General features: G+C 40.1%; 8 protein-coding genes and 1 pseudogene. 7 read left to right on the top strand and 2 right to left on the bottom strand.

From position 1 onward, the window contains the following. Positions 1 to 38: 38 nt before the first annotated feature. The gene (locus V6R21_RS12895; RefSeq protein WP_334244031.1) at positions 39 to 1007 is read left to right on the top strand and encodes a calcium/sodium antiporter; all 969 of its coding nucleotides are present in this window, start codon (positions 39 to 41) and stop codon (positions 1005 to 1007) included. 66 nt (positions 1008 to 1073) lie between these two features. Here the strand turns inward: V6R21_RS12895 and V6R21_RS12890 are convergent, their stop codons facing one another. After that, positions 1074 to 1688, bottom strand: a complete 615-nt coding sequence (locus V6R21_RS12890; RefSeq protein ID WP_334244030.1) for a DUF4290 domain-containing protein — start codon at positions 1686 to 1688, stop codon at positions 1074 to 1076. Between the two features lie 155 nt (positions 1689 to 1843). On the opposite strand from V6R21_RS12890, the gene V6R21_RS12885 reads away from it, so the two are divergent. Together V6R21_RS12885 and V6R21_RS12880 are read left to right on the top strand one after the other, a co-directional pair. Next, positions 1844 to 2770: an MBL fold metallo-hydrolase gene (locus tag V6R21_RS12885; RefSeq protein ID WP_334244029.1), complete on the top strand. Its 927-nt coding sequence runs from the start codon at positions 1844 to 1846 to the stop codon at positions 2768 to 2770. A gap of 114 nt (positions 2771 to 2884) precedes the next feature. After that, positions 2885 to 4246: a DUF5723 family protein gene (locus V6R21_RS12880; protein WP_334244028.1), complete on the top strand. Its 1362-nt coding sequence runs from the start codon at positions 2885 to 2887 to the stop codon at positions 4244 to 4246. A gap of 9 nt (positions 4247 to 4255) precedes the next feature. Here the strand turns inward: V6R21_RS12880 and V6R21_RS12875 are convergent, their stop codons facing one another. Beyond that, the gene (locus V6R21_RS12875) at positions 4256 to 4459 is read right to left on the bottom strand and encodes a hypothetical protein (protein ID WP_334244027.1); all 204 of its coding nucleotides are present in this window, start codon (positions 4457 to 4459) and stop codon (positions 4256 to 4258) included. Positions 4460 to 5096: 637 nt separating this feature from the next. Here V6R21_RS12875 and V6R21_RS12870 point away from each other — a divergent pair. From V6R21_RS12870 to V6R21_RS12855, 4 genes and pseudogenes are all read left to right on the top strand, one after another. Further along, entirely contained in the window at positions 5097 to 7055 is a 1959-nt protein-coding gene (locus V6R21_RS12870) for an enoyl-CoA hydratase-related protein (RefSeq protein WP_334244026.1), read from the top strand. Positions 7056 to 7351: 296 nt separating this feature from the next. Further along, positions 7352 to 9553, top strand: a complete 2202-nt coding sequence (locus V6R21_RS12865; protein ID WP_334244025.1) for a hypothetical protein — start codon at positions 7352 to 7354, stop codon at positions 9551 to 9553. 91 nt (positions 9554 to 9644) lie between these two features. Then, a pseudogene (locus V6R21_RS12860) lies at positions 9645 to 11029 on the top strand (DEAD/DEAH box helicase). 134 nt (positions 11030 to 11163) lie between these two features. After that, positions 11164 to 13713, top strand: coding sequence for a hypothetical protein (locus tag V6R21_RS12855; protein ID WP_334244024.1), 2550 nt, complete (start codon positions 11164 to 11166; stop codon positions 13711 to 13713). Positions 13714 to 13744 lie beyond the last annotated feature (31 nt).

The following is a 13744-nucleotide window of genomic DNA, read 5'->3' as shown; positions in this document are numbered from 1 at the left end:
TCAACAAATAGTACTATACCATTACCTGAAAACTAAACTTGGAGATCTGGCTTAACATACTACTGCTACTTCTTGGCTTTGGGCTTCTTATCGAAGGTCCTTCCCAATTCCTGGAAGGTACGTCCTCCCTTGCCCAGAAATACAAACTTTCAGAAGTGACACTTGGCTTAAGCCTTGTTGCCTTCACCACATCCGTTCCAGAACTAACGGTAAGTATTGTAGCCCATTTGTATGGCGAAACAGATGTCGTATTTGCCAACATCATAGGCAGTAATAACTTCAACCTTCTATTTATTCTGGGACTCACAGCACTGATCTCTCCCATAATGATTAACCGTAACAATATCTGGAGGGATATCCCTTACGCACTGATTGTAACGGTAATGCTGTTCGTTTTGGTCAATGATGCCTACTTTTTTGGAAAAGAGTATGCAGACACATTGAGCTTTTTGGAGGCAGGACTAATATTTCTGTTGTTTATCGTATTCCTGCTGTACTTGGTCACCCATGAACCTGAAGAAAATGAGTTATTAGTAACGGAAGTGAAAGAGCTGCCTGCCCTACTGATTTTTGAGGATATTGTGGTTGGTATGGTTACCATCACAGCTGGTGGTTACCTTACGGTTACACAATCACTGGAAATCAGTCAATACATAGGCAAGAGTACGGAATTTATCGCCATCTTTATTTTGGCAACAGGTACTTCCCTGCCCGAATTGGTAACCTCCATTATGGCTGTCAGAAAAAAGCGGATGGATATTGTATTCAGTAATGTAACAGGGTCTAACATTTTCAATATCGTCTTTATTCTTCCTGTAACAAGACTAATGGGTAAGATGCCCTACCATTACCACCTCAACACAGATTTGATAGTACAAATCATGGCTATTGTACTCGTTTTTCTTTTTTCCCATACCCAAAGAAAAAAGCTATTGAGCAGGTTTGAAGGAGGAATGCTTATGCTAATTTTCATTGTGTACATGACCTTCGTCTACGTAAGGGGATAAAAAAATCCTTCCTGAAATTACCATATTCAGGAAGGATTTTTCTTTATGAATTCAGTATGTATTAGACTAATACTTCTTTCTTTTTCTGCTGTTGTATTTCTTGATCACATCATTGTAGTTACGCTTGTCCACCAAGAATGGGAACTTATCAAGCACTACCATCATATCAACACCACCTTTCGCCATAGTTTCAATATCCTGCATAATTACAGCTTCATCAGGGTTTTCCTGATTCCATGACTGATAGAAGTTTTTCATCAGGCGCATAATATTGGCAAATGCTTTCAACCTCACATCTTCGTCTTCCTCATCAAGTGCTTTACCTACCAGCATCTCAATATTGCGGCCATAATGTTTGAACCTCATTTCACCATCCTTGTATGCAATGCGCTGTGGCTTTCTCCACAAAACATCCTCTTCAGGAATTGGGTAAGGGCTTTCAACATCCAAATCAAAACTGGACATAACATAAAGGTGATCCCATGTACGCTGAAGGCTATCTGTGCCAGCATTTACATTTGGGTTCAGCTGTTTCATCAACTGTATGAGTATATTGGCATATTTTGTACGCTTGTCTTTATCCTCAAGCTCTGAGATGTATTCCACAAGCATCTGTACGTTTCTACCGTATTCTTTCAGTTTTAGCTCGGGCCTAGCTGTATTATAATTGGGATCTGTCATATTCAATCTGATTTTTGCAGTATACAAAGACAAATTTAGGAAACTATTCTCAAAAATAAAGAGTGAGAAGGTCCTGTTTTCAACACCTCATCTTTTTTTCCTAACTTGTTCAGTGCAATCTACCACACAGATAACTGATAACCAACCAGCTAATCATGAAACGCCACTTATTTTTGGCACCTCTCCTTCTCTTAATATGTGCCACACTGTTTTTTATGGAATTGCCTTTTTATTCAAAAGCGCAAGACAAAGCTCCCAAAGCCCGTATAGAATGGATCAAAAGCTTGTCTGGAAGTTTAAGCTCCTATATCATCTATGACGGTCAGTCAGCTATCCTACTCGATTGTTTCCGCAATGAAAAGGATGCAAAAAGAATTGTCCGGAGACTTAACGACAGGCAGAGAAAACCCAAGGAAATCCTAATTACACACGGACACCCTGGTCAACTCCTAGGCTTGCCAACGATTCTGCAAAGCTTTCCTGAAGCAAACACGGTTACAGCAACCTCTTCTATCAAGAAAGATATCAAGGAAATGATGGAAGCATTGAAGCGTCCAGCTGCAGATGTAATATTACCAGATATGGTATCTGAAAAAGACTCCATACCTGACTTTAGCTTCCTAGCGGCAATAAAGGTACTGAATGACACCTTACTCTCCCTTCCTAATGGAACTCAACTCCTTTTAAAGAGTGACTATGCATCTGCTGAAGCCCCTCATGTCACTACAGTCTACATTCATGATCTCAACGCACTATTTGTCAGCGACCTTTGCTACAACAAAGTACATCTGTGGTTAGGCTATGGTGTCGATAAACAATGCATTATCAATTGGATTCAGGAATTACAGACATTGAAGAAAAAATACAACAGCAGTCAACCTAAGGTATTTTCAGGCCATGGACCTCCCGCTGATATGAAGCTAATTGATGAGAATATCGTGTACCTTCAAGAGTTTCTAAGGGTTATCGCTTCATCTAAAACAGCCAAGGAAGCAGAACAAGAGATGAGGAAACTTTATCCCAATTATGAACAGGCTGATTACAACTTAGTGAACAGCATTGCCAACCATTTCGGCAAATAGCATTTATGTCATCGATTTTTAATGTTCAGTGTTGTAAGTTGGATTGATTTACTGTAGTCATAGTACCCTTTTGGGCATATTCTCAAACTTTCTACCACCACAATGACTGCTATCATGCCTAACAAATCTTCACTGCTCATCATTGCTGCACTGTTAGCAATTTTCAATTTACCGCTGCAAGCTCAGTTTGAACCAGATATTTCCAGCAGGTATATCGGCATTAGAGGTATGAGGTATCAGCCAGCCAATACTGCGGATACACCTTTCAAACTAGACATCAATGTTGCAGGTGCTAACATCTCAGCACTCTCAAATAATTACTTGCCTAGTTTTGACATTGCCAATAAACTTCAGGCAGGTGGACTTGAAAACATTGATGATGTCTTTACGGTAGATAACAGCAGGGCTTTCATTACAGGTAACATACAACTCCCATCAGTCCTTTATGCCATAAACGACCGCTCGGCTGTATCCCTCACATGGGAAATAAGGGCTTTTGGCATTTACAATGTATCTGAGCTAGAGCTATTTGATCTTATATCCGGACGAGCATCAGATCTTGCCCAACAAGTACTTGATGGAGAGTTTGTAACAGGTTACCTGAATATGTGGATGGAAATTGGTGCAGGTTACGCAAGGTCATTTGATATTTCAGAAAATCACAGGGTCAAGTTTGGAGGTAAATTCAAGATACTTTCAGGTACAGGTTCAGCCTTTTTTGATATTGATAACATCGGCTTAGAGTCTGATATCAATTCAGAACTGCAAAATATCAATGCTGAAATTGATTTCGGGTTTGACAATACCATCAATGATTTATTTGAGGGCGAGTCTGTCGACTTATTCAAAAGTATAGGGTATGGTCTTGACTTTGGCGCTGTATATGAATACCGTCCGCAGAATCAGAAATATGGCGATGACTACCAGTTCAGGGTTGGGTTTACAGTCAATGATATAGGGAGTATCAAATATAAAGACAGCAGGCAGCTTCAATCTATATCCGTATCAGCTGACTCGGCAGCTACAGAAAATTTTGCAGGAATCCACACACTGGAGGAAGCTGCTGATGCATTGGAAAAAACTTTTGATATCACATCAGAAACCAATACTGATTACAGGATCAGACTGCCACTCAGCCTGATCCTGCAATTTGATTATAATTTTGGGAATAACTTCTATCTCCATGTTAGCCCTGCCTTGACTATTCCTGATTTCGATCTGCTATCAAAAAGGCTTGACAATATCTTTGCGCTCAATGTAATTCCCAGATACGAAAAGTTACGCTGGGGCACCTACTTACCGCTCACTTACAACAATGTTGCAGAGAAACTGAATGTAGGTATTGGAGGTAGATGGCGATTTATATCTGTAGGGTCTTATTCTCTTATCTCGAAACTGTTTGACTCTGAAAATAGTCTAACCAATCTCTTTGTCAATTTCAGAATTCCAATTTACAAGGATGAGTTTAAGAGATAAAGACCTTGGCTAGACCTTCACCTTCTTGATGCGATGACTGTGTTGCTTCACCATGTGACCGTTTTTGTATTCAAATACCGAAACGATTCTAGCGCCAGGGCACTGTTTCTGTACGGCTTCTCTTGCGTCTTCAAAAGTTTCGCTATTTAAAACATCCAGAGACAGGAATACCCCGTCAGAAGTCTTTAGCTCAAAAGTGAATTTGTCTTTCATTGCATCAGTAAGTTTAAGGTCAATAATGTTGCCTGCTTAGGTTGGCCACAGACAAATAAAAAAGCCGGTCATTGCTGTTCTTTTCTCAGCAGTGACCGGCTAAATACAATTATATACAGTTAATACAAATCAATAAACCGCCAGGCCACTGCTATCCGTTACAACGGATAATCATGGTCATATGCTGGACAATATATTGAGATGTATAAATCATATTTCTGTAAGATCCTATTCATGGCAGTGGGTTCAAGTTGTGCTCAAATTTCAATCTGTGCACATTTACAAGAACAAGACGTCCGCCATAAAAATTCATTCAGCTTTTAGTACAATTTTAAAATTCTTGATAGTGCAAATATAGAGTCTAATCAATATAAACCAAAAAACAGCTCACTTTTTTAATTAGATTATAAAAATAGGAACCATTTTTTAATAAAATTAAAAACACTTTTTAACCCACATTTTTTCTACCCACTATTCTCCTCTCTTTCTAGTAGAATTTTACTTCAACTTTTTCGCAAAATTATTCAAGTCGTACATTATCTTTATAAGTAACAAGTTTTCATGTAACCAACTTATCAAATTTATACACTTCTTCTGCTTAACACCTTAAGCAAAGAGGTAGACAATGTACTCGACAATGAATAACCACAATCCTACGACTGAAAAATCTTCACTGATCTACCTTGAAAGAAAAGGAGACATTGCTTTCCTATGCTTTGACAAACCCGACTCAGAGGTCAATATTATTGACATATCCCTTGCTGCTGACTTCCATCGTCTATTGGACGAAGTGGAGACAGACCCTACTTTGATAGGTGCCGTGCTCATCAGTAAAAAGAAAGGTTTTATGGGAGGAGCTGATATCAAGCAATTTATCGATCTACCCAATGAAGAAGTCAGAAAAGCCGCAGCGGAAGGACATCAACTGATCAAGAGACTCAGCTTATTTCCCAAACCCATTGTATCTGCCATTCATGGCGCATGTATGGGAGGTGGCACGGAAATCTCATTAGGCTGTACTGCCATTGTGGTTTCTGAGGATCCTTCTACAATGATGGCACTTCCTGAGGTTAAACTGGGACTACTTCCAGGTATGGGAGGAACTATCAGACTTTGGAAAAGAGTGGGTACTCAACAAGCACTGGATATCACGCTCAGTGGTAAAAACGTCTATGCTAAAAAAGCCTACCAACTGGGACTTGCTGACAAACTATGCAATCCAGCACAATTGACTGAAACTGCGATCCAAATGGTTGGAGACCTAGCTTCTGGTACTTTTAATAAAGTGGACAAAAGAAATGGCTTAAGCAAGTTTTTGGATTCTAACCCACTGACAAGAAAACTAGTATTTAACCTTGCTCGCAAAACCATTCAGCGAAAGGCCAAGGGATTGTACCCTGCCTTACCACTTATCATTGACAGTATTGAATTCAACACCTCACACAACTTGGATCAATGTATTGAAAATGAAATAAACCTGTTCTGTCAATTGCTTCAAACACCAGAAGCCCAAGAGCTGATCCAACTCTTTTTCACAATTACAGACTTAAAGAAAAATCCGTATAACGATAAAGCTTTAGCGCCAAAAAGTATTGGGTTAAGGCTCAATGAAGACAATGCTACCAAACTGTCTTTTTCCTTGCTAAAAAAAGATTGTAATGTATGCATCCTCAGTGCTGATGAGCATGAGGTTGATGATATTCAAAAGGGTTTGGGAAAGCTTATTGAAAACGAAAAAAGGAAAGGAATTCTGACTCAGGAGAAAGCCAACTCCATGTTTGAAAAACTCACGCATACCATCGACAAAGAAGTTCCTCAAAACCTAGACTTCCTGATTATTGATGAGCAGTCTATGGCATCCGTCTCCGTACCTGAAAACACAATCGTTGCCTGTTTCAACCCTAGTAAACCGCTTTCTGAACTGAACCAACAACTCCCTGATTTGGTAGGTTTTCAGTATGGATCTCCAGTTGACAAATCACCGCTTCTGGAAATTATTTTAACAGAAACGAATACCAACAAGGCGAAAGGCACAGCTTGGATAGTTGGTTCATTGCAAGGCAAAAACTGCATTTTCACTCAAAATGAAGCTTTCGTTCCAAAACTGCTCAAGAGTTACTTTGTAGCTGCACTCCAATTGCTTCAAGCTGGAAACTCCATAGCGTACATTGATAAGCAAGCTAAAGTTAAGGGGTTTTCACTCGCCCCATTTGAATGGATGGATGAGCTTGGCATTGAAGCTGTAAACTCACTTCTGCAAGGTGATTTTCAAGCATCTTTAAGTTCGATGGCTGACAAAAGATTTATGGGTAAAAGTACCTTAAAAGGCTTTTACCTTTATAAAAAGGATAAGAAAATCAGAAAACTCAAAAGTAACCCTGATGTCCTACAGCTTTTTGACCAAACCAATGACTCACAAGTTGCTGATATTGGAGAGTACCTCCATCAGCAAATGCTTGCTGAAGTGCAAGAATGCCAAGACAATAACCTTCTATTCTCAGAAAAAGAAGGAAATCTTGGAGCTATTTTCGGCGCAGGTTATCCGCCATTTTTAGGAGGCCCTTTCAGCTACCTCTCCAAAAGAACAATCAATTAAAGATCGAATTTCCCTACAAGTATTAAAGGTTGACTTTATCAATTCTTGACAGGATTGAAGTCAACCTTTAATACTTAACAAAAATTTAGACAATCCTTTGCAATCGGTTTAGAAAAGAATAATTGCATTGACGAGATTGCGTTATTATAAATGTTCGTGTGTTATCTATAATTATTCTTAGAAAACTCAATGGATTGGATGGAAATGTTAAGGCATTCATACTACTCAGTAACGCCCTAACAAATAAACCACTCCACTCTACCCAAGTGCACCAATTATTTTGAAGACGAAGGAGAATGACTAACAGAATACTAAATCAAACGCAACTTCTATTTATCTCAACAGGTAATAAATTGTTTCCAGCAGCTGTGATGCTGCTGCTCCTGCTTTTATTGGGCCCAAAGCCTGTATCAGCTCAAAATCAATATACCACCAACTATATTTCAAATGCATCACTGAGCATTGATACCTTAACATTCAACCTAAAAAAGCCTAGGGCTAAAACAGGGCAAAGAGAGGTACTTCCTTTCAGGTTTCAGGATGGAAATGAATTGGCCGAAATCAGGTTGACGCTCCGCAACATGCGGAATATATCAGAAGTGAAAATCCTTTCTTCTCCTGAGTTTGAGATAGTGGAAGAACCGTTCAACTTCAATGATGATTATTTCAGGCTAAAAATTCGATTCAAAGACCTTGTCAAGTCCGAATTCCCTAGTCTTTCATTTGCAATATGGACGTTGGATGGTAAGGAAATCATTCAGGAGATTGAGCTATTGCCGTATACCGAGACTCGTATAGAGCTTGCAGATTATAATTATGAACCACGTGAGCTGTTTGTGGGGGAAGAGCGTGTATTTGAGTTGCTCAGCAACCATACCCAAAATATTAGACCAATGGAACTGTGGCAGGAGTCTGATGGTCTTTATTATCGGATTACCAAAAAAGACGCAAAGCTGTTCCTTCATGTATTGCCACAAGACCTCAAAAAGCAGCAATTGTCTTTTAGGCTGAAGACCTTTAAACCAAACCTGATATCTGACCTTCAGGAATTTCAGACCAATCCTTTGAACCTTTCTTTCATTGTCAAGAAAAGTCGTTTGGCTTTTTTGAGCACAGACCGTAAAGATGTCACGCAAACAGAGGACTCGTCTGTGAAGGGTATCGAAATTCAAATTCAGAACCACCCAAACTTGCGCCTTCAGAAAACCTATAGATTGGAGGCCCAAGAAGAACAAGGTGGTGCTTTAGTTGCAGAACTCTTTACCAAAGCACTTTTGGGTAACAACAGAGTATTATGCCAATTGAGGGTTTATTCTAAGCACAATGCGTCTCAGGGATATCTCTATATCAAGGATGGAGACAAAGCTGTTTTCATCACCAACTTCTCCATTAGTTCCAATGCAACCTTGCATAAGGTCAGTATCCTAAGACGTGGCCGTAACTGGACTACCAACCTGACAGTAAATCCAGGAGAAGAGGTAGAAGTCCGGTTTGAAGGTGAAGAGTTGCAGAAAGCCGAATACCAGTTTGAAGGTTTATACAAAAGCAGTATTGACTCATTGGTCAAAAGTGCCAATGTCCAAACAGCCCGTCTCAAGATACCGATGGACATCAACCGTTCAGAAATTGAAATCTATGACCGTGGCAAACCAACAGGACGCTCACTAAAGATAAAGGAATACCAAAGGCCAAGAGACTTTGATTTTGTCAGTATAGAGTATGATGAATACAATCGCTTACCTCTTGACAGAATCGAGAAGCCTATTTTCTATAATAAAAGTGTTCGGGACGTTATCCTTTACTTCGATACGCAAGCACTCGATGCCAATGGACTTTTGTTTGGCAAACAATACCTTGAGCTAGATGTCAGGGTACTGGGAAGCCAAGGACAGCTAATTGAGCTTGCTAAAATTGATGAGTTTGTTGTTTGCCCTGATGAGACTTCTCCTAGGTATTTCAACTACGAGAAACAAGATTGTTCAGGGACGAGTATCAACCTGAATAACCATTTAGGTCTGAAAACATATAGATTGGAAGAATGGTCAAGGATTGAAATCAATATCAAACACAAGAGAGACCGATACGCTGAAAGCATTTATCAGAAGAAGGTCATTCTATACTTAAGTAAGAAAAGCAGTTTTGATATCGATGTATCGTTCCCTGCGGGTCTGTTGGTAAAGCGTTTTGGAGAAGAGGACATCGGGGGTCTTGGTGGTGTAAGTATTGCTGCCATTGCCCAGTTCAAGTTCTATAAACCTGGCACTATCGGAAAACTACGTCCTTATCGTATTGGTGTGGGCAGTATCGCCCTCAACGCTTTTAACCTGAGTGATGATAACCAAGACAGAGACTTGGGTTTGATTACCTTGCTCTCGCTGCACCCGTTGGACAAACCCGGGCGAAAACTCAGTCTTCCAATTTACTTCGGCTGGGGATACCTGATCAAAGATGAAACTTTCTTTGTAATGTTGGGCCCAGGTATTAGGGTCAGCATTTAAGGCAAACACTTACTTCTTATCACTTTTGTTATACAACAGGAAGTATTCAGTCATAATCACTACCTTTGTTCGATTATATAGCATATAGGTAATGGAAGAGAAAAAGACATTTGAAGATTTCAAATTAAATAAACAGCTGCTGAACGCTATCAAAGAGCAAGGGTTCGAGCAGCCAACTCCTATTCAAGAACAAACAATCCCACCTGCTTTGGGTGGGCAGGATATATTGGGTGTAGCGCAAACGGGTACAGGTAAAACAGCTGCCTACCTTTTGCCTATTCTGATGAAAATAAAATATGCACAAGGTGACTTGCCTCGTGCACTGATTCTTGTTCCTACAAGAGAGTTAGCGATACAGGTGGACGACCACCTTACACAGCTAGCTAAATATACAGACATCAGACACACTGCCGTTTATGGTGGTATAGGTCCAAAAACACAGATTGAAACCATTCAGAATGGTATTGACATACTGATTGGTACGCAGGTAGGGTAATGGATATTTACCTAAAAGGTGAGCTATTACTCAAGCAAATCAAGTACATGGTTCTGGATGAAGCAGACCGTATCATGGATATGGGTTTTATGCCTCAAATCAGAAGAATGCTGGAAATCTTGCCTACCAAAAGGCAAAACCTGCTTTTCTCAGCCACTATGCCTGACATCGTACATAAGCTTAGTCAGGAGTTTCTTGATTTTCCACACACAATTGAGATCACGCCTCAGTCAACTACTGCGGAGATGGTTGAGCAGTCTGTCTATTACGCACCTAACTTCCGCACAAAACTGAACCTGATGACAGAGCTGATCAAAGATGAGGAAGCTTTCAACAGGGTGATCATTTTTGTTCGTAAGAAAGAAAATGCCAATAGCATAGGTAAATACCTTGACCGCATAGATGCAGGGGCTACAAGGATTATCCATGCCAACAAAGGACAGAACTCACGTATCAATGCCATCAACGAGTTTAAGGAAGGTAATATCCGCTTCCTTGTAGCTACAGATGTCGCCGCAAGGGGAATTGACGTCAGCATGGTAAGCCACGTGATCAACTTTGATGTACCAATCCTTTATGAGGAATATGTACACAGGGTAGGTCGTACAGGACGCGCTAACAATACTGGTACTGCGATTACATTCTGCAACCCTGCCGAAAAGTATCATATCAAGAAAATTGAGGAAATGATTCGCATTCCTCTTCCAGTGATTGATATGCCTGCTGATGTTGAAATCACGGAGACGCCTAAAGATGAGCGCCAGTTTATGGCAAAGGAGATCGATAATCAGCGTAAAAAAGAGGATCCAACATTTAAAGGTGCGTTCCATGAGAAGAAAGATCCTAAGCTGAAGGCTAAGCATAAGGAAAAAAACAGGCTGAAGAAAGCGCGTGACGCTGGTAAGCTGACAGCCTATTCAAGTAGTAAAAGAAAGTCAAGAAGCTCAGGCTCACCTAAGTCTAAAAGAAACAAAAGATAATAACACTAAATTACCCTTAAGGATAATATTTTTCCTTAAGGGTTTTTCTTTGTCCAACTTTTATTTGTTACCTCCCTTACGTAATTTCCAATTGGAAAAAAATAAGATAGCCATGCTAAAAAGATATATAACTCATGAAAATAAACCAGATCTCAAATGTTTTCGACAATTATGATAATAATTATGCCTTAGACGAAGATAGTTACATTATTGCCATACAAGATTCCAAAAGCTACCGTTCAAGCAAAAAATTCATTATTCCCCTATTTTACTATGATGGGGAAAATTGGGAAAAATTGGATTTTAATGATTTGGGCAACAGCATATTTCTAGCCAGTAAACCACTTGAAACTGAATACCTCCCCGATGAACTGATTAAGGTTAAAGGACTTAGAACCAATGCTAAAAGAACCGAAGACGAACAATACAACTCCGATAACTCATTAACCAAATATGTAACCCACGCCGATAAACTGGACCACCTCTATGAAGATCACATCCTTGATATTTTCAAAGGCAAACTGGACTTGGATCGCCAGCTATTCTACCCTGATAAGCGGTATTATGACCTGATTGAAGAAGTTTATGTAACCCACAGCAAAAAGTTTCTGATAGAAGATACAGATAACGGAAAGATCTACGGTGCTTTTACGGGTGTTCAGACCAACTCCGAGACAAAGTCCATCAAGATATCTATGGGACTGAAAAAGCAGGTAGAAATATTCAATCTACCTGAAAGCCTGTATCTGGAACTGGATTTGGGCAAATATGGGCGCCTTTCACGCAAGCTGGTAAAGTCCTATCAGGATATTGAGTTATATATTACAGAAAGAATCGATTTTCTAAGCAGAAGAGAGCTTTTTGACTGGGTTGAGCAGCAACTGGAAATCAAGAGCTATTTTGACAAGAGTGAAAACCTTTGGGAAGTTATTGCACGCAACAGTAACATCAAGAGCGTTTCTTCCCGTTATGAGCGTCTGAAAGATATTTTTGACAAGGGAAAGGAAAATGTAGATGAGATACGCCTGTTCTTAGGCCGACTTGCCAAAAATGACTTCTTCAAAAGTGAACTGGGCGATATCGAAAAACAAAAGCTGGAGCTTGAAAATGAACTGAACAGGTTACGACTCGTCAAATCCCAAGAACTTTCCACTATTGACCAACTCAAGCATGAAGTTGAAAACATCAAGCTAAATATCAACTCCCTTCAGGAAGACGAGGAAAAAATTCGTGAAGCGCTTTTAAAAGAGCGAGAAGAGGAGATCAACCGTGAGCTGGATGAGACACTTAAAAAGCTGGAAACAGTCCGTTTAGACCTAAAGGAAAGAGCCGCAGAGATTGAAATTGCCAAGACCTATAATGACCTCCAAGGCTTACAGAAAGAAATAGAAGAACTGAACCTGTTCAAGGCTGATCTTGAAAAAAGTATCGGTATTCTTCAGGATGAGTTCATTGACACCCAAAATAAGTCCAAGCAGGTATTGCACGACCTGATCAAGACAAAAACACATTTTGACTTCCTGACAGGTAGAAACTTCTCTGATCGACCTTCAGACAAGCCAAAGTTCATCAAGCAGCCTGTAATAGGAATTCCTGAGATCAAGACACTAAAAGAGTTGACTCAAGCTGTACACAGGAAAATGGTACAGGCAGGCAGGAATTACCCTGAGCATTTTGTTGCTAACCTACTCATATCCGTTCATCAAAATTCACTGACCTTACTTTGGGGACTTCCTGGCACCGGAAAGACTTCTCTAGCCAAGAAGGTAACCGAATCGTTGGTTCCAAATAACAGGATTGTTGAAGTTCCTGTTGCCAGAGGGTGGACATCACAGAAAGACCTGATCGGCTTTGCAAATCCAATCTCCAAGCGTTTTCACAAGTCTTCTACTGGAGTTTACGACCTGCTATCTCAATTGAATATGGAGATGAACGAGTCTCTTCACTTGCAGTCACCCTACTCTTACATAATTCTGGATGAGGCCAATCTTAGCCCTATGGAGCACTATTGGGGATTGTTTTACAACCTGACCGACTCGTATGCCCATGAGGGAAAACCTATCTGTATTGACCTTGGTGACGGAGAGAAAATCACCTATGCCAATAACCTAAGGTTTATTGGTACGATGAATATTGACCGAACAACTGAAGAAATTTCGCCAAGACTGCTAGACCGTACACCAATCATTCGACTGGATTTACCTAGACAGATGCAGTTTCCAACATTTGAAGTACCTGAGATAGAACCGTTAAACCTTCCTTTTGAACTGATGCGGGACTTGTTTGATTTGCCCGACTTTAAGCAACAACAAAGCCTTCAGTATATGGAATTTGACGACCCTGAGTTGGAGGAGAAATATGATGCCATTGAAACAACATTGAGGCAACTTGGCATTTACATCAGTCCAAGGGTTAAAAAATCAATTGTAGAATACTGTAACGTGGCACACCATGTAATGAGTGAGCAGCTAAGGCCATTGGATTATTGCATTGCGCAAAGAATACTGACCAAAATCGATCTTCAAGGTCATGAAGCCCATGACGGACTTAAGAAGCTTTTGGAGCAAATCAATGAGTTCTCTCTGAAAGACTCACGTGCAGCCTCTGTTTTATCCCGCATAATTGCAAAAGGAGAACGGGAAGGCTACTCACAGAACTACTTCAATTACTTTATGATGGACTAACCAATAGGTAGGAGATTTTAGAAAAAGCAAT

The organism is Limibacter armeniacum, assembly GCF_036880985.1.
GTDB lineage: Bacteria > Bacteroidota > Bacteroidia > Cytophagales > Flammeovirgaceae > Limibacter > Limibacter armeniacum.
Note: the sequence above shows the minus strand (reverse complement) of the source record. Positions and strands in the feature narration are given on the sequence as shown.